This window comes from Bacillus sp. SB49, assembly GCF_000469135.2.
Lineage (GTDB): Bacteria > Bacillota > Bacilli > Bacillales > Halobacillaceae > Halobacillus.
Genome location: NZ_CP048117.1, coordinates 3,643,557 through 3,662,567, shown reverse-complemented (window position 1 = coordinate 3,662,567; position 19,011 = coordinate 3,643,557). Strand labels below are relative to the sequence as shown.

Annotated in this window: 23 protein-coding genes; 12 read left to right on the top strand and 11 right to left on the bottom strand. The window is 51.0% G+C overall.

What is annotated here, in order from left to right; genetic code table 11:
• Nucleotides 1-14: 14 nt before the first annotated feature.
• Together M662_RS18955 and M662_RS18950 are read right to left on the bottom strand one after the other, a co-directional pair.
• A complete protein-coding gene (locus M662_RS18955; protein WP_008636217.1) occupies nucleotides 15-647 on the bottom strand; it encodes an FMN-dependent NADH-azoreductase in 633 nt (210 codons plus the stop codon).
• Between the two features lie 451 nt (nucleotides 648-1,098).
• Complete coding sequence (locus tag M662_RS18950; RefSeq protein WP_008636215.1) at nucleotides 1,099-1,521, bottom strand: organic hydroperoxide resistance protein; 423 nt, start codon at nucleotides 1,519-1,521, stop codon at nucleotides 1,099-1,101.
• A gap of 107 nt (nucleotides 1,522-1,628) precedes the next feature.
• Between M662_RS18950 and M662_RS18945 the strand changes: the two genes are divergently transcribed.
• Together M662_RS18945 and M662_RS18940 are read left to right on the top strand one after the other, a co-directional pair.
• Complete coding sequence (locus M662_RS18945; RefSeq protein WP_008636211.1) at nucleotides 1,629-2,060, top strand: MarR family winged helix-turn-helix transcriptional regulator; 432 nt, start codon at nucleotides 1,629-1,631, stop codon at nucleotides 2,058-2,060.
• Between the two features lie 68 nt (nucleotides 2,061-2,128).
• Nucleotides 2,129-3,307: a DUF418 domain-containing protein gene (locus M662_RS18940; protein ID WP_026577689.1), complete on the top strand. Its 1,179-nt coding sequence runs from the start codon at nucleotides 2,129-2,131 to the stop codon at nucleotides 3,305-3,307.
• Between the two features lie 38 nt (nucleotides 3,308-3,345).
• On the opposite strand, the gene M662_RS18935 is transcribed toward M662_RS18940, so the two are convergent.
• On the bottom strand, nucleotides 3,346-3,690 hold the full coding sequence (locus tag M662_RS18935; RefSeq protein ID WP_026577690.1) for a protein YmzB: 345 nt from the start codon (nucleotides 3,688-3,690) through the stop codon (nucleotides 3,346-3,348).
• 82 nt (nucleotides 3,691-3,772) lie between these two features.
• Here M662_RS18935 and M662_RS18930 point away from each other — a divergent pair, with 82 nt between their 5' ends.
• Complete coding sequence (locus tag M662_RS18930; RefSeq protein WP_026577691.1) at nucleotides 3,773-4,456, top strand: LppM family (lipo)protein; 684 nt, start codon at nucleotides 3,773-3,775, stop codon at nucleotides 4,454-4,456.
• A gap of 24 nt (nucleotides 4,457-4,480) precedes the next feature.
• Here M662_RS18930 and M662_RS18925 read toward each other — a convergent pair whose 3' ends face one another.
• The 3 genes from M662_RS18925 to M662_RS18915 are packed head-to-tail and all read right to left on the bottom strand — an operon-like array spanning nucleotide 4,481 to nucleotide 7,391.
• Nucleotides 4,481-5,224, bottom strand: coding sequence for a hypothetical protein (locus M662_RS18925; protein WP_026577692.1), 744 nt, complete (start codon nucleotides 5,222-5,224; stop codon nucleotides 4,481-4,483).
• 24 nt (nucleotides 5,225-5,248) lie between these two features.
• Entirely contained in the window at nucleotides 5,249-6,016 is a 768-nt protein-coding gene (locus M662_RS18920; protein WP_026577693.1) for a hypothetical protein, read from the bottom strand.
• A 37-nt stretch (nucleotides 6,017-6,053) separates the two neighbouring features.
• The gene (locus M662_RS18915; RefSeq protein ID WP_051348885.1) at nucleotides 6,054-7,391 is read right to left on the bottom strand and encodes a BMQ_0737 family morphogenetic spore coat protein; all 1,338 of its coding nucleotides are present in this window, start codon (nucleotides 7,389-7,391) and stop codon (nucleotides 6,054-6,056) included.
• A gap of 162 nt (nucleotides 7,392-7,553) precedes the next feature.
• Here M662_RS18915 and M662_RS18910 point away from each other — a divergent pair, with 162 nt between their 5' ends.
• Entirely contained in the window at nucleotides 7,554-7,847 is a 294-nt protein-coding gene (locus M662_RS18910) for a hypothetical protein (protein WP_026577694.1), read from the top strand.
• A gap of 40 nt (nucleotides 7,848-7,887) precedes the next feature.
• Here the strand turns inward: M662_RS18910 and M662_RS18905 are convergent, their stop codons facing one another.
• Nucleotides 7,888-9,333, bottom strand: coding sequence for a DASH family cryptochrome (locus M662_RS18905; RefSeq protein WP_008636191.1), 1,446 nt, complete (start codon nucleotides 9,331-9,333; stop codon nucleotides 7,888-7,890).
• 157 nt (nucleotides 9,334-9,490) lie between these two features.
• Here M662_RS18905 and M662_RS18900 point away from each other — a divergent pair, with 157 nt between their 5' ends.
• Nucleotides 9,491-10,165, top strand: a complete 675-nt coding sequence (locus tag M662_RS18900; protein ID WP_152413361.1) for a hypothetical protein — start codon at nucleotides 9,491-9,493, stop codon at nucleotides 10,163-10,165.
• Between the two features lie 43 nt (nucleotides 10,166-10,208).
• On the opposite strand, the gene M662_RS18895 is transcribed toward M662_RS18900, so the two are convergent.
• The 4 genes from M662_RS18895 to M662_RS18880 form a co-directional block, all read right to left on the bottom strand.
• The gene (locus tag M662_RS18895) at nucleotides 10,209-11,252 is read right to left on the bottom strand and encodes a HAMP domain-containing sensor histidine kinase (protein ID WP_035388112.1); all 1,044 of its coding nucleotides are present in this window, start codon (nucleotides 11,250-11,252) and stop codon (nucleotides 10,209-10,211) included.
• Nucleotides 11,249-11,923, bottom strand: coding sequence for a response regulator transcription factor (locus M662_RS18890; RefSeq protein ID WP_026577696.1), 675 nt, complete (start codon nucleotides 11,921-11,923; stop codon nucleotides 11,249-11,251). Before M662_RS18890 ends, M662_RS18895 begins: the two co-directional genes overlap by 4 nt.
• Nucleotides 11,924-11,953: 30 nt before the next feature.
• Nucleotides 11,954-12,364, bottom strand: coding sequence for a DUF5367 family protein (locus M662_RS18885; RefSeq protein WP_008640529.1), 411 nt, complete (start codon nucleotides 12,362-12,364; stop codon nucleotides 11,954-11,956).
• A 100-nt stretch (nucleotides 12,365-12,464) separates the two neighbouring features.
• Nucleotides 12,465-13,097 (bottom strand): NUDIX hydrolase, encoded by a 633-nt coding sequence (locus M662_RS18880; RefSeq protein WP_026577697.1) that lies wholly within the window; start codon nucleotides 13,095-13,097, stop codon nucleotides 12,465-12,467.
• A gap of 407 nt (nucleotides 13,098-13,504) precedes the next feature.
• On the opposite strand from M662_RS18880, the gene M662_RS18875 reads away from it, so the two are divergent.
• The 7 genes from M662_RS18875 (at nucleotide 13,505) to M662_RS18845 (ending at nucleotide 19,010) form a co-directional block, all read left to right on the top strand.
• Complete coding sequence (locus M662_RS18875; protein WP_008640531.1) at nucleotides 13,505-13,756, top strand: hypothetical protein; 252 nt, start codon at nucleotides 13,505-13,507, stop codon at nucleotides 13,754-13,756.
• A 25-nt stretch (nucleotides 13,757-13,781) separates the two neighbouring features.
• A complete protein-coding gene (locus tag M662_RS18870; protein WP_035388115.1) occupies nucleotides 13,782-14,030 on the top strand; it encodes a hypothetical protein in 249 nt (82 codons plus the stop codon).
• Between the two features lie 72 nt (nucleotides 14,031-14,102).
• A complete protein-coding gene (locus tag M662_RS18865) occupies nucleotides 14,103-14,531 on the top strand; it encodes a hypothetical protein (RefSeq protein ID WP_152522201.1) in 429 nt (142 codons plus the stop codon).
• A gap of 389 nt (nucleotides 14,532-14,920) precedes the next feature.
• Complete coding sequence (locus M662_RS18860; protein ID WP_008634546.1) at nucleotides 14,921-15,190, top strand: hypothetical protein; 270 nt, start codon at nucleotides 14,921-14,923, stop codon at nucleotides 15,188-15,190.
• A gap of 76 nt (nucleotides 15,191-15,266) precedes the next feature.
• A complete protein-coding gene (locus M662_RS18855) occupies nucleotides 15,267-16,370 on the top strand; it encodes a hypothetical protein (RefSeq protein WP_026577700.1) in 1,104 nt (367 codons plus the stop codon).
• Nucleotides 16,371-16,417: 47 nt separating this feature from the next.
• The gene (locus M662_RS18850) at nucleotides 16,418-18,799 is read left to right on the top strand and encodes a VirD4-like conjugal transfer protein, CD1115 family (RefSeq protein WP_008634542.1); all 2,382 of its coding nucleotides are present in this window, start codon (nucleotides 16,418-16,420) and stop codon (nucleotides 18,797-18,799) included.
• The gene (locus M662_RS18845; protein WP_008634535.1) at nucleotides 18,780-19,010 is read left to right on the top strand and encodes a hypothetical protein; all 231 of its coding nucleotides are present in this window, start codon (nucleotides 18,780-18,782) and stop codon (nucleotides 19,008-19,010) included. Before M662_RS18850 ends, M662_RS18845 begins: the two co-directional genes overlap by 20 nt.
• Nucleotide 19,011: the final 1 nt, after the last annotated feature.

Below are 19,011 nucleotides of genomic sequence, written 5' to 3'. Positions count from 1 at the left end.
CTTTTCTGTAATCCTTATACGTTTTGGTAAGCGACGTTTTTCGCAGCTTGTGCGACTTTCTCAAGACCTTCGTTAACGATAGTTTCCGCTTGATCCGGGTTCGCATTGTGGCCTTCGATGATTACTTCTTCTGTAATCTTCATGCCGAATAGTCCACCAAGAACGTTACGCATGTAGTTCAAGGACATTTCCATCGGTGCCATGGACGGATCGGAATAGTTGCCGCCGCGGGCGTTCAGAAGGATCGCCTGTTTGTCTGTCATAAGCGGCTTCAGACCTTCCGGCGTGTACTTGAATGTGAAGCCTGCTTCGGCTACATAGTCGATGAACGTCTGCAGTTTCGCAGGGATCGTCAAGTTCCATAGTGGGAACGCGACAACGACGACGTCTGCTTTGCTCAACGCGTCTTTCGCTTTCTGCTTCGCATCCATCAAGCGCTGCTCGTCTTCGTTCATAGCGGCACCTTCCTGGATTTTACCGATCGCAGTGAATAGATCCTGGCTCAAATATGGTGTATCTTCGGCGAACAGATCATACGTTTCGACGTTGACGTCTTGATTCTGCTCAATATTTTCCAAAAACGCGTCGTACATCTTCGTTGAAATACCGTCTGGACGGTTGTTTGCTTTTATAACTAATACGTTCACTTGTAAAACCTCCTAAGTTGTTGTCCTCACAAGTTTATTAACACACGTATTATAATATCTTGAAGTTGAGAGTTCAACCGATATGCTTCGGATTTTGTCCGTAATTGTCGGCTGGTTCGGCAGCAAACAGCCTGTTCTTATGGTGCTCCGAACGGTTTCTGTTCAGTAATCCTTTTTCTGCAAAAAAAGAAAGACCGTCATCGGCCTTTCGTTTTTTACTGCAGGGAGGAGGGCTCCGGGAAGAGGGGCGCTTTCCGCGGGGCGGCCGGTGAGCCTCCTCATCGCGCTGCTCTTCCGGGGTCTCACCTGTGCCGCATCTCCCGCAGGAGTCTGCCCCTCTTCCCTACGCCCTCTGCTGCTATTTACTTCCTTAAGCTTGTAGGGAATAAGGCTTTGAGGGCATAATCCCTTCCTTTTAATGTTTCTAAAAAATTTTCTTCTATGATAAAAATTAAACGGCTTTTGCTTCCAGATCGACTTCGATATTTCCGCGCGTAGCGTTGGAGTAAGGGCAGACTTGGTGGGCTTTCTTGACGAGTTCGTCTGCTTCGTCCTGGCTTACGCCTTCGATTTCGACGAACAGTTTAACTGCAAGTCCGAAGCCTTCGCCTTGTTTGCCGATGCTCACTTCCGCTGTCACTTTCGATGTGATTTTCTTTTTCGCCTGGGATGCGACTAGTTGGAGAGCACTGTCGAAGCACGCAGAATAACCTGCTGCGAATAGCTGTTCCGGGTTTGTTGCGCCTTCTTTTCCGTTGCCGCCGAGCGCTTTCGGCATCGTAAGATCCAGTTCCAATGTTCCGTCTGAAGATTTGACGACGCCTTGACGTCCACCTTCTGCTGTCGCTTTCGCTGTGTATAGAGGTTTAACCATGTTCAACAACTCCTTAATTGTTATTTAGGTTGTGCACAATTAAATAGTACACAATTGAATTGTGTTTGGCAAGGCATTTGCTATAATGGAACCAGGAGGGTTGCCGAATGGCCGATGAAAAAATGAAGTTGGAAAATCAGATTTGCTTTTCTTTGTATGCGGCGACGCGCGAGATGACGAAGATGTACCGTCCGCTTTTAGCCGATTTGAATATTACGTATCCACAATATTTGGTGCTGCTCGCTTTATGGGAGGAGAGTCCGCTGACGGTGAAGGAGCTTGGCCGCCGGCTTTATTTGGATTCCGGGACGCTGACGCCGATGCTGAAGCGGATGGAGTCGGAAGGTCTGATCAGGAGAGAGCGTTCGACACGCGATGAACGGAGCGTTGACGTCGTTTTGACGGATAAAGGGAAGGAAGCGGAAGAGAAAGCGGAGTGCATTCCGGACCTGCTGCTCGAACGTCTGCATATGGAAGAAGCGGACATCCTTCAGTTGAAGGAGACGCTGCAGCAGCTGCTTCCCGGAAATCAGAAATAATTGGAAAATAAATGAATCTTCTCTGCTCGACCTCCCGTATGAATAAGGAAAGAGAGGGGAGAAGTTCATTGAAACAAAGAATTGGTGTGATAGATGCGCTGAGAGGATTCAGCTTGTTCGGAATCCTGCTTGCCAACCTATTGATATTCCAGTACGGGATTTACGGAAAGGATGAGTGGGACTTCGGTACGGCGGATGCTGTCGGTCACGATATCTTGAAGGTGTTCGTCGAAACGAGCTTCATGCCGATTTTCGCCTTCCTGTTCGGATATGGAATCATCCTTATGTACAGCAGCTGGAAGGAGAAGGGTTTCCGTGTGAAGCGGCAATTCACCCGCCGGTTCCTGGCGCTGATCGTCCTTGGTCTCCTGCACGGAATCCTGCTGTGGGAAGGGGATATCCTATTCGCCTACGGTATGATGGGTTTCTTCCTGCTTTTGTTCGTGAAAAGGAAGCCGAAGACGCTGCTCATCTGGGGAGTCGTCGTTCTTATTCTGACGTCGTCGTTCTCCTACGGCAGCGGGGGGGTTGCGATGACGGCAGAAGAGCAGACGAGGATGGATGCGTATGTGGAAGATACGGTCGATATATATGGGAGCGGGACGTTTGTTGAAATCATGACCCACCGTTCGCAGGAAGACCCGTTGATGCTCGGGCCGGGTCTGATGTTCCTCATTCTTGCACTTTCGCCGTTTCTGATCCTGCCGATGTTCCTCTTCGGGATGTATGCGGCAAAACGACAGCTGTTCAGCAGAGTGGAAGCTGACATAGCGGTATGGAAGCGCGGGGCGCTGTGGCTTACCCTTGCCGGGCTTGGGCTGAAGAGCATGATCGTCTGGATGCCGGATTCGAGCTGGTCGGGCGTCGGGTACGCGCTCGGCGGACCTCTGCTCGCTCTCGGTTACATCTGTCTTTTCACCGCAGCGTTCCACGGCCGCTCTTCACTATTCGTCCGGGGGATGGAGGCGGTCGGGCGTCTGTCGTTGACCAATTACCTGCTCCAGACGGTCTGCTGTATTTTCATCTTTTACGGCTTCGGTCTGGGGTTGTTCGCTTCCCTCGGAATCTGGGCGGGAATCGCAATCGGCGTGCTGGTGTTCAGCCTGCAGGCGGCACTCAGCCTGTGGTACAGCCGTTATTTCCGCCAGGGACCGATGGAGAAAATCATCCGGATGTTTACGTATTGGTCGTTCAAGGGTAAAAATAAGCGCCCGCAGCCGTCTACGGATCTTCCGAAAGCGCAATGAGAAAAAAAACAGCCGGACAACGACTGCCGGCTGTTTTCTTATTTTCTTGCGATCGTGTAGTCGCCTCTTGCCGTCTTTAGAAAGAAGCGGTCGTCGTTCCATTCGTAATGGGTCGTCTCCTCCAGCGGAATTTCGTAATAAGGGGTGGGGAGGGGCTCTGTCCCTTGCATGTCCGTGCTGACATATCCCTTTCCGTGCAGGTAGAGCGTATAGGGACCCATATAGCCGTCGATACTCATCGGGTTCACAGAATAGGAAACGTCGTGCAGCTGCATGGAGACGGCATCTTGATCGCGCAATTCGTGTTTCGTGATGCAGATGTCTGTACCGATCCACGTCTGCAGATGCTGGTGGAAATTTTCCATCGTGTTTGAAATCGTCATAACTATTCCTCCTGTCAATTATAATCTTGTACATAAAGACACATCTCATAGGTGGAAAATTATCCTTGTGGAGGGGATGTAAATGAAAAGAAAATGGTGGATTGCTCCGGCACTTGTCCTCATCCTGATTCTTTCCGGATGTGTGCAGGGGAATGTCGGGGTGAAAATCAATAAGGACGGAAGCGGCGAAACGTCGTTCCGGATCGGCGTGGATGAGAATGCGTCCGGGCGCTTCGCCGACCGGACGGATGGACTTGTCGAAACGGCAAAAGCCGAGCTGACCCAGCGAGGCTATGAGGTCAGTGATTATACGTCCGGCGGATACACAGGTTTTGAAGCATCCAAGTCGTTCGAAGACATTCAAGAGATGGACGTGCTGCCGGCATCGGGCGTCGTTTCGGACGGGGCGCAGGATATTCCGGTCGACACGACAGTCGAGGAGGGATTTTTCACGCGCACCTATGCAATCGTCGCCGATGTCGATCTCGGTGAATCCGTCTCGATCCCCGGAGCCGCGCGTTTTATCGGCGACCGAATCGACTTGACCTTCACGCTTGACCTGCCGGTGAAGCCCAAATCCCACAACGCCGATGACGTCGACGGCAACGTTCTCACGTGGAATTTGGATGCTCTGGAAGAAAACCGGATCATGGTCGAGATCACCGTACCGAACATCAAAAACATTGCGATTACCGCTGGGGCCGCCATCGTGCTGATCGTTCTGTTCTTCGTCTTCCTGCGACGCAGAAAAAGACTTTCCCGATGAAGCACCTGGGAAAGTCTTTTTTTATTAAAACTGCAGGCCACAGTCGCCGATGGACGTCGACTTGCTCATCCGGCCGCGGAAAACGGTGGAGAAGGACTGGCCCATTCCGTTATCGGCATTGATGATCCATGTCCCGATGTTGTTATCATCGATGGTCACCTCAATGGATACGTCGAAGACGCCCCGGAAGTAGCCCTTGGCAATCGCCGTCCCGCGTAAGCGGATGGAACGATCCCCGTCACAAGAGAAGTCGATACGTCTTCCTTGGAAAAACCGCAGCTCTACCTTTTTCCCTTCAAAGGAAATGTTGAAGTCATCGACATCCGGGTTACATCCAGGCTCCGTCTGGAAGCACTGGATGGCACTCACATTGATTTCACCGGAAACAGAAAAACTCTTTCCTCTATCGGTGATGTCTGCCTGCGCCTTCGCTTCATCTCTCAAGCCGATCCGGAATTTACAAGGACATTCGACCGGCGGACACTCGATCTGTGTGCCCGCGAATCCCATTTGTACCTCCCCGAAAACGATGGCCGATGCCTCGATGGTAATGGATACAAGCGGTGTCCCCACGGGCACGGTGACCGTCGTGGTGAAGTCCCCGTTCACATCGGTGACGGCGGGGTTCGGATCATACGTGACCGTATCCTCTGGAAAATCACTGAAAAATACTTCTGCACCTTCGACCGGAGTAGTCTCGGCACAAGACAGCGTCCCTGTTATGACGGCCTGACATGTGATGACCTCCGGTACATTCAAAGTCAACATTACGTTTCACTCTCCATAAAAAAATTAGAATTGAACATCACACTCGCCGATGGAAGTGATCGGGTTCATCAGGGCGGTGAAGACGGTCGAGAACGAATGGTTCATATCGTCGAAGGCATCAATCGTCCATGTCCCGACATTATTTTCATCGACAATGACCTCGATGTTCACGTCGAACAGGCCGCTGTAGAGGTTTCCTCTGCCGATGGCGGTACCACGGATTCGTGCGACGTTGTTCCCTTCACAGCCTATTTCGATACGCCTTCCTTGAACGAAATTGATCGTCGTCCCTCCGGCATTAAAGGTGATGTTGAAATTATCTACGTTCGGATTACACATCGTGCTCGCTGTAAAGCATTGGACAGCGGTAATATTAATGATTCCTGTCAGGTCAAACGGTGCCCCGTTATCGACGACTGTAGCCGTCGCTGTGGCACGGTTTCTGGCAACTCCAAGTCTGAATTTACAGGGGCATTCGACCGGTGGAGGCGGAGGGTCCGGGGAGCAGATGATCTGCGTCCCGGCGCTTCCCTGCTGCACTTCTCCAAAAACGACGCTGCTGGCGTTGACGACTAAAGAAAGCAGTTCTGTATTAGGGTTGACAGTTACCGTAGTGGAGAAATTGCCGTTTGCATCCGTGATGGCAGGGTTTGGGTTATAGGTCACGTTATCTTCCGGAAAATCCAAAAAAGAAACCTCTCCGTTTGCCACTGGAGTATCTTCTGCACACGTGAGTGTCCCGGTAATGACGGCCTGGCATGTGATGAGGTCAGGAACATTCAAGCTTAGCATCGTTGTTACCCTCCATTTCGAACAATATTAATCGTAATTAAGGACAAGGCGTTTCATTACACTCGACTGTGATATCAACACTTGCCGAGATGGTTTCTCCATCGATGGTCGTCGTAGCGGTGATGGTGACCTCTTGTACCGGCGTATCCTCAGGGATGGATATTCCGGCGAAATAGTTGCCGTGGGAACCGGTCGTCGCCGGCGTACTGTCGAACATGATGATCGCCGGATTGCTGCTTTCCAGGTCGACCGTCGCTCCCTCGATGACCGTGTTACCACAGCGCACGCGGCCGCTCAGGAAGCTGCTGCAGCTGATTAAATCCTCCTGTCCTTCAATGAACAAGTCGATGGAACATGGCGGCTCCGGACAGAACGCCATCGTGTTCAAGGATTTGGAAGCCAAGCCTTCAGGAAGTTCCGCGAAGGCTGTGACTGTCACCATCGTGTCATCGGTTCCGGATGCCACGGAAGCCAACACTTCGAAGTTTCCAAACTCATCGGTGATTACAGGGTCAGGATCAATCTCCAGAATAGGAGGATCGGCGATGATATTGACCGCTGCTCCAGCAACCGGGTCTTCTCCACAAAGCAATTTACCGGAATAGATCCGTTCGCAAAGGGTGACGGCTGGAACGAACAACCGCATTTCACACGGCGTACAGTTGAAAATAAGGTCGTCGGCCAGACGATTGATCTCAAAGTCGTTTGTCAGCACAAGCCAGTCATACACCTTGCTTGTGTTGACACAAATCGTCTCCAGCTCCTCCTGATTTACTACACGGTCCGGGGCGGGGAGGGAGATGGTCGGAAGTTCAGGAGCAATATCCTCTGGCATTTCTCCTGACTCCGGGAATAATACAGGACATTGCGGCGGGATGGCGGCGTTTCTCGGACAAAGCGGGACATCGAACGCCTGCCGCGGCTGGCAGAGACGTGTCGTCAGTTCCACTGTCACATCGGCCACGACCTGGACATTCTGGCAGATGCGGAAGAAAATATCGATGGACTGGACGAACCCTTCTGTATTACAGCTGACGCAAGGACTGCAGGAGAAATCCGTCACTTCGCACACGATGTCCGTTCCATCCGGTGCGCATAGGATGATATTCTCTACAGAGCAGAAGGAGATCGGTTCAGACAGGCAGGTCGTTTCACCGTCGGTCACTTCCAGGACGACGAAACCGGACTTCCGGAGAGTCACTTGCTGAAGGTCTGCGACGACTCCGTTCGGAAGCGTGACCGGGATCGTCACCCGGCGAACCGCTTCACACAAATCCAGCGGCGCATCCGTATCAACAGGGACGCCGTCTGCGTCTGTCAGAAAGCAGGTGATCGTCCCTCCATTACTTAAAATTTCACATATTTCAGGGAACATGGGTATCCATAACTCCTTTTCATAGCAAATAGTCCATACAGTATATGAACGCTCCGCTTTTGTGGATAGGCATTTGTGGATAAGGACAGGAAGGATGGAAAAAACAGGAGGAACGAAACGTGTCCGATTCGTTTTTCGTAAACAGAAGCAGGGGGCGTTTTGATGTCAGGTGTCATTCTGCTTTTGTTATACGCAGCATATGGAGGGTGGAAGTATAGAGAAGAAATCAGAAGGTACACATGGCAGCAGAAAGGAGCGGCTGTCTTCGTCTTTATCGGGCTGATCGCTATCGGTACGTTCCTCATCTACGTTGTCGGGAATCGTCTTGTCGCTTTCCTGCCGTGGCAGTGGCTGCAGCTGGTTGTGTTTTTTGTGATCGTCGTGCTTGTCCTGTATCCGATACGGTTCGTACTGGCGAAGGCGATGGTACGGATCTTTCATCTATCAGAGGAATGAAAAAGCCCGGAGGATAACCTCCGGGCTTCTTCTATAAGGATCAGCGGTCGGCAGCGGCAAAGGCTTCTTTCCGTTTCCTCATCGATTCGTATAAGTCGACCACGGGAAGGGGATAGTCCTCGCCGAGAACGATGCCGTACTGCTGTTGTTCGATCATTCCCATCTCCCGCGGCTGGTGAATCCAGTCTGCCGGGAGAGCTGCGAGTTCCGGAAGCCAGTGACGCAGGTAACTGCCGTCCGGGTCATAGTCTTTCGCCTGTTTCTCGACGTTGAAGGCGCGGAACGGGACGGCGTCATTCCCGACTCCGGCGATGTAGAGCCAGTTGCCGTAGTTGCTGCTGACATCATAATCGACGAGTTGGGATTCGAACCAGCGGGCGCCGATCCTCCAGTCGAGTCCGAGGTTCTTCGTGAAGAAGCTGGCCACATTCTGCCTGCCCCGGTTAGACAAAAAGCCTGTCTCCTTCAGTTCACGCATGCCGGCATCGACGAGCGGATATCCCGTCTTTCCATCGATCCACGCCTGAAGGAGCTGCTCGTCGCGCTCCCATGGAATGGCCTTGCCGGAGAGGCCGGACCGATAGAAGATCCTGTCTCCGTATTTGCGGTGGACGAGGTGGAAATAGTCCCGCCACAACAGCTCGAAGTAGAGCATATACGTCGACTCATTGGCGCCGTTTGTCCGTTCATAGGCCTGGATCTGTTCATAGACGACCCGGGGAGAGAGGCAGCCGTTGGCGAGATAAGGGGAGAACTTCGAAGAATCATCCTCCTTCAGCATGCCGTTCCGCGTCTGTTTATATATTTTCAGCCGGTCTTTCGTAAAGATATAATCGATCAGCCGTTTCCTCGCTTCGGAAGAGCCCCCGGGGTAGCGCGGTGCTTCGTCTGCCGGATCGAAACCGAGCGTTTCCAATGTGGGTATGTCACCTTCTGGAACAGGCAGCTCTGCTTGATCCTCCGGCGCGGGCGGAGCGATCGCTTTTCTTACCGATGTCCCTGACTTCTCAAGCCGTTTTCGAAACTGGGAGAACGTATCGGGAAGCTCCTGGATGGAGAAGGGGAGATCATCAGGCAGGTAAAGGTTATGCCCGTGTTCCACGTGAAAAGCAGTGTCCGGCAGCGCCTGCCGCACGTTTTCCTCTACCGTCTGCTCCTCCCTTCCGATCTCTTCATGGACATAGACAGCGTCTATCTTTATTTTTTCCTTTATTTCATGAATGGCCTCTGTCGTCCTGCGGCAGCGGACAATCAGTGGAATGCCGAGAGCCCCTAGGTTTTTCCGCAGGTCGTGGATGCTTTCGATCAGGAATCGGGCGCGGTGCCGGTCGGTCTTCCTGATCCCGTCTTCCCCCCGTTCGTATGCTGCCGGGTCGAACACGTACATCCCGATGACCGGCTTGCCGCTTTGGACGGCCTGATGCAAAGGGTGATGGTCGTGGACGCGGAGGTCGTTTCTAAACCAGACAAGAGCACCGTTCTGCATGCATCATTCCTCCTCTTTTTTTCTATAGTGTACCTACATTGCCGGAGGTTACGACACTTTCAATCGTCTAACGTAAAAAATTTCCTTTTTGATTGAAATCTAGCGGAACTTTGTCCATGATAGAAGCAAGTAGATGAAAAAAAAGGATGGGGAGATTATGAAGAAACACGGGGAAACGAAGGCAGAGCGTCTGGATGCATCGTGGGAAAGGGTGGCAGGAAAACCGGAGGATGTTGCTGCTGTTGTGCAGGATGCGTATGGAATCGATTTGAAGTATGTGTCTGAAACAGGGGCCGGCAAACAGCGGAGTGCGTATAAAGAGGAGACGATGGCGTTCTTGTGTGAGCATTCGGAGTATGAGAAAGAAGAATTGGAGGAGCTTCCGAAAATGGAGGTTCTTGCGATTTATATTCATGCCTTCGACCGCAAACTGACCGGTGGAGAAGTCCGCCGGGCCGTCAATACGATCTTCGGCATCAACTTGGACGGGATCTCCAAATTGGAAGGAACCGGTCTCGCGATTTTCTCGAAAGAGCAGTGGATCACCCGTTCAGAGGACGATGTATTCGTTCTTCATACCGGCCAGACCGATGCCGACGTCTGGGTGACACCGACGGATTATTTCACGGAGCAGACCGGAGAGACCGAGATTCCTCAAGCCCTCAAGTACACGCTCGCGACGCTCGGCTTCGTCTATGAAGAAGCGGTCGATACCTATTACTACCGGAATCCCGACGGCGCCTCGATTCCCGATGACCGGAAGACGGAAATGCTCGGCGCCATCGTCGGAGTGATCCAGTCTGAATACAAACACCTGCTGAAAGAATCGTAATTCGGGTACTCCCTGCTGGATTCCAAGAACGTTATAGAGAACTCTATTTAATATAAGGGAGGAACACGGTGAAGCGTGTTCCTTTTCCTACTGTGCTGGTGAAGTGGATCTCTCCCGACAAAATGGTGAGGATCCTTTTTGTAATGGCAAGTCCGAGCCCGTTGCCCTGGTCCATCCTGGAGGTTTCTCCCTGATAGAACCGCTCGTAAATGCGCTGCTGGATGGACGTCGGCATACCGATTCCTTCGTCTGCTACGACTACTTCCACACCTTCGGCTTTGGAGGCGAGGAGAATAGTGATGGTGGAAGAATCCGGGGAGAACTTGATGGCGTTTGCAATCAGATTCATCCAGATCTGCTGGATCAACGGCTCATCCCCTTCGTACGAAATCGGGGGGAGGTCGAGGTCGAAGGCCATGTCTTTCTTCGCCCACGAGTCCTCCAGCAGCATGAGGACGCGGCGGATCTGTTCATCCAGCCGGAAAGTCGTCTGTTTATCGGGCAGCACTTGCCGGTCCAGTCGGGAGAGACGCAGCATATTCTCCGACAAGCTGTGCAGACGCTTGGATTCGTCAATGATGATGCCGAGGTATTCGCTGCGCTCCTCCTGGGATAACGACTGTTCCTGCATCAGTTCGGCAAACCCTTGGATCGATGCAATCGGTGTCTTGAACTCATGGGATACGTTGCTGATAAAATCTTTCCGCATGTAGGCCATGTTATCGAGCTCCTGCGCCATCTTGTTGAGGCTGTCGGCCAAGGATCCGATTTCATCGCTGCTCTTGTAGGAAGTCCGGCTCGTGAACTCCCCTTTCGCAATATCCTGGGCCATCTCTGCCATCTTCTTGATCGGTTTCGTGATGAACAGGGAAGCGAAGCTCATGAAAATCGTGTCCAGAATGGCACATATTCCGACGGTGGCTAGAATCAGGGTGAACACTCTCATCTGATTGGACTCCGGAAGAAGCTGTGGAAGCTGTTCGGCTGCAACGGCTACGATCCAAATGGAAGCACCTGCGGAGAGGAGCAGGATCAGGACGACGATGGTCGTCAACTTGACGGTGATGGAGGAAAGCAGCCTTCTCATTTCCGGCACTCCACTTTGTACCCGATCCCTCGGATGGTGGTGATGTCAAAAGCATCGACCTCCGCAAGCTTCCTGCGCAGTTTCTTAATGTGCGTATCGACGGTGCGCTCATCCACTTCGACATCAAGCCCCCATATTTCCTCCATCAGCTGCTGCCTTGAGAAAATACGATTCGGGTAGCTGAGCAGCTTGTATAATAGATAGAATTCCTTTTTCGGAAAAGCATAGGTGCTTCCGTCATCCTCAGCGGTAAGGCTGTCATAGTGGATGACGAAGGAGCCGATAGTGATCTTCCTCTCCTGGGAGATCTTCGCCCTTCGCAATAACGCGGAAACGCGGAGGGACAGCTCTTTCAATTGGATCGGCTTCACCATATAATCGTCGGTTCCCGATAAAAATCCCTGCTCCATATCTTCCAGACGGTCTTTCGCTGTAACAAGCAGGATCGGCATCCCCATGTCCGCGTCCCGGAGGCTCTTCGTCAATGCATATCCATCCAGGCGGGGCATCATGATGTCACTGATCATCAAGTCGATATGGAAGGTATCCAATACCTTCAATGCCTCTTCCCCGTCTGCCGCCTGATGGATGCCGTATCCCTGCTTCTCCAGGTAAACCCCCATCATCTTTCTTAGATTCCGATCATCTTCTACGACTAATAACTGGACCATTCCCATCCCACCCTGTCTGCGATGGTTTCATTATACCGCAGCGGCTTTTCTTTTCGCGTAGGAATAATAATATCCCAAGGCAAGGCCTACACCTCCGCACCAGAGGATCCAGGCAGCTCCGTAGTGGGAAACTTCGAAGTCGCTGTGATACAGCTGACGGAAGAAGGTGAGGAAGATTCCGTCGAACAGGACAGCAGATGTCGTCATGATGGCGACCGCTTCAAAAATCTTCTCCCGTGCAATCGGAATGAAGGCTGTTGCCGTTTTAATGAAGAAGTAGCCTGCGGGTAAACCGAGGAAGAAGGCGAAAAAGAGCCAGGGATTCCCCGAGGTGAAAAAGGTATCGCCGATCAGACGGACGCTCATGGCGCCTACGAACCAGAATAAAATCCCGAATAACACAAATCCTCCTGCCTGCCGTTTCGTCAATGGTTTTGTCATGGAAACATCATCCCTTTCTATACGTTTCCTCTATCCTACCGCCTCTTTGTGATCTCTCTGTGAACAAAAAAAAGAACCCTCGGCTTCAGGGTTCTCTCCATCATTCCTCTGCTTGTTTTTTAAGGACATCGACGAAATGGGCGATGATTCTGGCGGTCAACCCCCAGATCACTTTGTCTCCGTAGATATAGAAGTATTCCTCCATCTGCCGTGCCCGCCAGTCGTAATCCTCGCCGCCCGGGATCAGTTCGTACGGGAAGTCTTTCTCCGGCTTCGCCTCAAAGGAGACGTAGTGGATGCGCGGCTTCTCGTTCAGGAAAAAGGAAAGCGGGACGGTGAACACTTCCTGAACTTCTGCCGGATTGTGCACAAGGTCCTCTTCTGTCGTATCGAGGTAGCCGGCATACGCATAGACGATCATGCCGAACGGGGAAATCAAATAGTCGAGCGGGTGGACATCCGACAAGCGTCCGGCATCGATGCCGAGCTCTTCTTCCGTTTCCCGGATCGCCGCCGCTTTCGCACCGGCATCGCCTGGGTCTATTTTACCGCCGGGGAAACAGATCTCGCCGGGTTGGCGCCTCATTTCACTCGACCGGACTTCGAACAGGACGTGCGGCTCGCCGTTTTTCTCGATCACCGGCAGCAGGACAGCGAATTTACGCAGATGCTCGCTTCCGAGAACGGTCGGTTCATGGTCTTTGATTTTATGGAAAATGCTGTGTATCTCCATCATGTCACCTCATTAGTATTCTATCTATACTATAACAGGGAACGAAATAGAATAAAAAAGAGAAACACCGACACTCCTTTTATCCCTTTTTGTGGATGTATTAGGAAATGAAAGGATTGCAGGTTACAAGCTTAATGAAGAGATACGGTAACTTTATGCTTATAACTTTATACCCCTAAGAGAGCCTTCACCTGCAAAACACTTTTCAAAAATGAGTAAAAAGTTTGTCGTAATCTAGTTCAAAACTAACAGGATTATTCACAGAATCTATAAACATCAACCTTTATACCTCCCCTGTCTTTATGATATTCTTGTAATATAGTGTAAAGCTTCTGAAATTTGTATTTCTTTTTTTTGTAAAATAGATTGCACTGTCATTTTTTTCATGTATAATGGGGGTTATGTTGATGGATATTGTCACTAAATTTTACCAGGCTTTAAATAAATTGGATATTAAATATGATGAGGAGACGGGACGTTTGTCGAAACCGATCAATTTCGTCGTCTATGACGCACATAGAAAGGTGTCGGCCAAACGACTGTTCATTTTCAAAAACTATTTTCTGATTTTAAGAGAAGAAGAGAATGATACGAGGAAAATCCAGTTCAAGCACATTAAAGGCTTCCAGTATGCGGATAAAGGCGATATCTTCCTATAATATCGTAAGACTTTGAGGTGATCAGGTGAGGAGAAAACGGCTTTCACATGTGGATCTTTCATGTAAAGCGAAATCTGTCAAAACGTTTGATAATGAGGTATATGAACTGAAGGGCTCCCTTGCCGTCAATAAAGACAACGGAAAGATCCAGCCGGTAGCGGATATTTACTACCGGGTGAGAACGGCGGTGAACAGCGACCGCCGCATCGTTGCCAAGCGGAAACATTCGGAGGATGAATTGTACACCTATGTCGAGAAGCGAAAGATGAAGTGAGGAGATCCTTGCTTTTGATAGATGGGTAAGCTTGAAAATGGAAGAAGCGTCAAACGTCAGGGGGATGAATCGATGAAACGATGGATGCTGGTTATGCTTTTCGCCATAGTCGCAGGGATGCTTGCGGCCTGTGGGAGCGGAGAGCCTGTCGAGGAGAAGGAATATGATGCGTTCAAAGAGGAGATTGCCAAGGAGGACTTCACCGGCTTCGCTTATATACTGAGTGATTATGAAGCAGAGGATAACGGATACCTCCCTGTGCTGGAAGAAGTGTTTGAAGAAGAGGAGCAGACGCTCGTCTACTTCAACGATCAACAGGCGTCGGACGACGTACACGAAGTTTTCAACGAAGACAGCAAGAAGAAGGATCTGTTCCTGCCGATCGATACGATTGCATACATAGAGAACGGTCAGCCGGCAGCAGAGCTGGAAGTGACCGAAGAGTTGATTCAGGAGAAGGATCAGGAGACATTGCGTACATTCGTAGCGGACCATTCATAAGGGGCTGTACGATGGAAATAGACAATTGAATAGAGGTGCGGCCGCTTATTCAGCGCGTAGGCGTCCGTCCACACAGAATGGTTTGCAGGGTTCGATTCCAAAAACCTGCCACGACATGTGCAGCGCTGTTCTACTGGTTCTTCGTACACAGCCAAAAACGATGTGCATTGGCAAGCGGCATTCGGATGCTGTCACGTTGCCACAGGGTTCTTACTTCCAGCCAGAAAGTAAAGGGTATTATCATGGACCATGTCTGCCAAGGTGCCCGTCACCGGTTTAAAGACAGCAGGCCCACACCTGAATTTCCGTATGGTTGGCACACGTATGATTTAGAGGTAAGTCGATAGTAATCGGCATGACAATATAATAAAAGCGAGAGGAAGATTTCTATGAATCTGTTAAACACGTTGATGCTGGGAGCCGCTGATGGGATGGATGGTCTCGTTCAGACGGGACAGTCGATTCTGCAATGGGCTCAGCGCCTTGGTTTGATCGGAGCTGCTTTGGCTTTCTGTGTCGGGGGATATTTCCTGATGTTCGGGGGCGACCGCGGACGCGGACGTTCTGTCGGCTGGTTCCTTGGAGGAGCGGTCGGACTGATCGTCGTTATGGGAGCGTACGGTATCGCAAGCGGAATCGACAACAATATCAAGTTTTAATAGAACGCTTATATATTAATGCAAAGCCACACTGCTGTTTCCGGTGTGGCTTTCGTATGTTTGGAGGTCGGAATCAATGTTATATGTAGTGTTTACTCAAGTGGAACACTCCAAAATTGCCAAGTTCGAGAAAATCCCGTTTCCGGAAGCTGTCCGCTTGTCTCAGGAAATCGAGAAGGAAATGCGGGAGAAGAAGGAAGAGGTCGATGGAGAGTTCTACCTTTTGGAAGAAGATAATAACGGAGACGCGATTTACTCCGGTACATTCCGGTTCGGTTCCTATTACGCGCCGAATTTATACATGCATATCAAGAAAAAGCTTCCGGTAATCCGGACGAGCAAGGAGAAAGAAAAGAAACGCCTTGCGTTGATGGCAGAGATGGAAGAGCTGGTCAGTGAGGAGTTCAAACAGGAGGAGAATGTGGAAGAGGAAGCGTTCCGCAGGCTCGATCGATCCCGGATTTCCCGCCTGAAGAAGTGGCAGCGCCGGACGATTTACGGTCTTGCCGCCTTTTTCACGCTGGCAACAGTCGGAACCGTCGCGTTCTTCCTGCTCCAAATCGCTTCGTTCCAGGCACAATATGAAGAGGTCGCGGCAGATAAGAAAGCCGAGGAAGAAGCCATCTCCCGCTATGAGGCTGCCCTTCTCGGGGAAGACACGTCCTTGAAAGAATACTTGGCCAAGCAGGATCTGGACGAGTTGGACGGGGAAGAGCAGAAGATCTACGCCGGCTACCTTGTAGAGGAAGAGGCGTTCGATAAACTCGTGTCGTTGTATGAGGAGGACGCGAAGATGGCGGCGACGTTCATTGCTAACAATCAAGGAATCGATGCGCTGAAAGCCTTCAATGAAGCTTACCCGACGAATGAAGCGAAGTTCGAAATCGCCTATGCCGAAGAGGAATACGACAAGGTGCTTTCCATTGAGAATATCGAAACGACGAAAGACCGAAGCGAGAAGAAAACGTACGCCTACTTGAAAACCGGAGATATCGAAAAAGCGAAGGCGGAGCTTGAGAACAACAACAGCGAAGAGCTGTCTGAGAAAATTGCCCGCTATGAAGAGATCGATCAGTCGCTTGCCGATATCGACGGAGATTTGAAAGGCGCGAAGGAAAAGGAAGAAAAGAGCCTGAAAGCAGAGAAGAAAGAACTTGAGGCGGAGAAAGAAAGTCTTTAAGACACCTGGAACAGGGTGTCTTTTCATTTTACATAGAGGTGATCATTATGCGAAAGAAGAGTGTCCATATCGTTATGGCTTCACTCGGGGCCGTGTTTGTCTTTTTTCTATTAAATACGGTGATCAATCTAATAACCATCACGGTCCAGGACGTCTGGAACAGTGATTCATTCCTGCAGCTGTCCGATCTCGACGTCTCGATCCAGTCCCTGGTGCTGGCGTTCGATCATATTCCGTCCCAGGTGTATATCGGTATGGCCGTCCTCACCCTTGTCGTGTTCGGGATTCTGTACTACAAACTGCGGACGAACTTCAAAGACTTGGAGAAAAGCGGGGATAAGGGGACGAGCCGTTTTACGACATTGAAAGAATTGAAGGCGCAGTATAAGGCTGTTCCGGAGAAGAAGGCATCCTTTCCGGGGACCGGCGGCGCGCCGATCTCGAGGTATAAGAATAACATCTTCATTGACGATTCGCCGGTCAACAACCTATGGATCGGTACGACCCGTTCCGGTAAAGGGGAGATGGGGATCTTCCCGATGATCGACATTTATTCAAGAGCGGAGGAGCAGGCATCGATGGTGCTGAACGATCCGAAGGGCGAGCTGTTCGCCGCCTCGAAGGAAACGCTTGAGAAGCGGGGCTACCATGTGGAGGTCCTGAACCTGGACAACCCGCTCCAGTCGATGTCCTACCAACTGCTGCAGCTGGTCATCGACGCCTATGAAGATGGGGATATGGCGAAAGCCGAGCAATATACGAAGACGATCAGCACGATGCTGTACAGCGATCCATCCGCTAAGGATAAGTTCTGGCAGGATAGTGCCGCCGCTCTATGTTCGGCACTGATCCTCGGGCTTTGCGAGAAGAACATCCCGCATCAGAAAGAGAAGGTGACGATGTACACGGTCGCCAATACCTTGAACACGCTGGCGAGCGAACAGTACATGGATGAAATCACCGGAGATACGGAAACCGGGCTCGACCGCTTTTTCGACAGCTTACCGGAACAGCATCCGGCAAGGCTGCAGTATGCCACGATCCGATTCGCGAGTGGAGCCAGCCAGACGGTCGCCGGCATTTTCTCTTACACCTTCGACAAGCTGAGCATTTTCACCCTGACACCGATTGCGAAGATGACGTCGATGAACAGTTTCGATATGAAGAAAATCGGTTTCGGGAAAACGATGACCGGATTCACGAAGCCGCTCAGCCGGGTCTATGTCCATTTTCCAGAAGGGCAGGTATCGGTACGGACAAATGAAAAAGGCCGCTTCGCTATCGATCATGACGAAAAGCTGACAGCCGGAGATCACGTGCGGATCGAAGTCGAGGACAGCGACATTTCTATGACGGTTGCCGTCGACGCCATTGATGAAAACGGGGACGTGCGTTACAGCGTTCAGGAGAAAAGCGGAGAAGCCGTCCGTATCAAACGGTTCGAACAGTTCGAGAAGCCGACCGCTTTGTTCATGATCACCCCCGATTACGATACGTCGCTGCACGTCATTGCTTCCTTGTATGTGAAACAGCTGTACACAGAGCTTGCCAGAACGGCGAGCCATACGAAGGGCGGCAAGTGCATCAGGGAGGTCGTCTTCATTCTCGATGAGTTTGGAAATATGCCGGTCATTGACGATATGGGGTCGATGATCACCGTCTGTCTCGGCAGGAATATCAAGTTCAATCTTGTCATTCAGGCTTACGCGCAGTTGAAACAGAAGTACGAACAGGATTGGGAGACGATCGATGGCAACTGTGCCAATACGATCTATATCCTGACGACGAACAACGATACGGCCGAAGAAGTATCGAAGAAACTCGGCGAGAAAACGATCACCTCCCACAGCCGGAGCGGCAGCACATTGTCGTTTGATAAAAGCAAGACAGAAGGAACGGACGGCCGCAGTCTTCTGAATGCGACGGAATTGTTCCAGCTGAAAGAAGGCGAAACGGTCGTGATCCGCGGCATCAAGCGCCAGGATAAGAAGCGGAAGACGATCAAGGCCTACCCGATCTTCAACACGGGAGAAACACGGATGAAATACCGCTATGAATACTTGGCAGATGACTTCGATACATCGATCTCCATTCATGAACTCGATATCCGCTGCCAGCACGAAACGTTGGACTTGAAGCAGGTCACGTACCGGTTCGGTGAGGAAAAGGAACATGCCGGTGCCGGCTCTATCGGTGAGCTGCTGGGAGAGGACAACATCCTCGTTTTTATCGAGCAGACGGTAGACAGGGCGACGGATCACCACGTAGAGGAGCTTCGCGACATGCCGGCGGATGATTTTCTTGAACTGCTTGAAAGCCTTCAGGAAGAGGGGCGGATAGCCGGTCATACGTATCAGCTCATCGTCGACAAAATAGCGGATGCGAGACAAAGGGAAGGAGCGGGAGACAATGAAAGACGGTTGGTATAAGCGGGCGAAAGAGGACGATCCTCTTTCCCTTGTCGAGGTGCTTGAGAAGCATAAAGACCATTTGGAAGATCATGAACTCGTCGTCCAGCTGCAGGACGGATTATGTAAAATCCATATGGATCCGGACACGTCGAAATACCGCATTCTCGTCGATCATTACGACGAGTCGGTCGATTCGACGGTCGAACGTTTCCTATTTACGAATGGATAGG

Excerpts from the sequence above, each read along its gene's own strand:
- M662_RS18875 (WP_008640531.1), top strand. The coding sequence starts at position 13,505 with ATGGATATTGTCACTAAATTTTACCAGGCTTTAAATAAATTGGATATT.
- M662_RS18910 (WP_026577694.1), top strand. The coding sequence starts at position 7,554 with ATGTCAGGTGTCATTCTGCTTTTGTTATACGCAGCATATGGAGGGTGG.
- M662_RS18945 (WP_008636211.1), top strand. The coding sequence starts at position 1,629 with ATGGCCGATGAAAAAATGAAGTTGGAAAATCAGATTTGCTTTTCTTTG.
- M662_RS18860 (WP_008634546.1), top strand. The coding sequence starts at position 14,921 with ATGAATCTGTTAAACACGTTGATGCTGGGAGCCGCTGATGGGATGGAT.
- M662_RS18895 (WP_035388112.1), bottom strand. The coding sequence starts at position 11,252 with ATGAGAAGGCTGCTTTCCTCCATCACCGTCAAGTTGACGACCATCGTC.
- M662_RS18865 (WP_152522201.1), top strand. The coding sequence starts at position 14,103 with ATGAAACGATGGATGCTGGTTATGCTTTTCGCCATAGTCGCAGGGATG.
- M662_RS18880 (WP_026577697.1), bottom strand. The coding sequence starts at position 13,097 with ATGGAGATACACAGCATTTTCCATAAAATCAAAGACCATGAACCGACC.
- M662_RS18885 (WP_008640529.1), bottom strand. The coding sequence starts at position 12,364 with ATGACAAAACCATTGACGAAACGGCAGGCAGGAGGATTTGTGTTATTC.
- M662_RS18855 (WP_026577700.1), top strand. The coding sequence starts at position 15,267 with ATGTTATATGTAGTGTTTACTCAAGTGGAACACTCCAAAATTGCCAAG.
- M662_RS18900 (WP_152413361.1), top strand. The coding sequence starts at position 9,491 with ATGAAGAAACACGGGGAAACGAAGGCAGAGCGTCTGGATGCATCGTGG.
- M662_RS18930 (WP_026577691.1), top strand. The coding sequence starts at position 3,773 with ATGAAAAGAAAATGGTGGATTGCTCCGGCACTTGTCCTCATCCTGATT.
- M662_RS18915 (WP_051348885.1), bottom strand. The coding sequence starts at position 7,391 with ATGTTCCCTGAAATATGTGAAATTTTAAGTAATGGAGGGACGATCACC.
- M662_RS18935 (WP_026577690.1), bottom strand. The coding sequence starts at position 3,690 with ATGACGATTTCAAACACGATGGAAAATTTCCACCAGCATCTGCAGACG.
- M662_RS18905 (WP_008636191.1), bottom strand. The coding sequence starts at position 9,333 with ATGCAGAACGGTGCTCTTGTCTGGTTTAGAAACGACCTCCGCGTCCAC.
- M662_RS18890 (WP_026577696.1), bottom strand. The coding sequence starts at position 11,923 with ATGGTCCAGTTATTAGTCGTAGAAGATGATCGGAATCTAAGAAAGATG.
- M662_RS18845 (WP_008634535.1), top strand. The coding sequence starts at position 18,780 with ATGAAAGACGGTTGGTATAAGCGGGCGAAAGAGGACGATCCTCTTTCC.
- M662_RS18925 (WP_026577692.1), bottom strand. The coding sequence starts at position 5,224 with ATGTTGACTTTGAATGTACCGGAGGTCATCACATGTCAGGCCGTCATA.
- M662_RS18920 (WP_026577693.1), bottom strand. The coding sequence starts at position 6,016 with ATGCTAAGCTTGAATGTTCCTGACCTCATCACATGCCAGGCCGTCATT.
- M662_RS18850 (WP_008634542.1), top strand. The coding sequence starts at position 16,418 with ATGCGAAAGAAGAGTGTCCATATCGTTATGGCTTCACTCGGGGCCGTG.
- M662_RS18950 (WP_008636215.1), bottom strand. The coding sequence starts at position 1,521 with ATGGTTAAACCTCTATACACAGCGAAAGCGACAGCAGAAGGTGGACGT.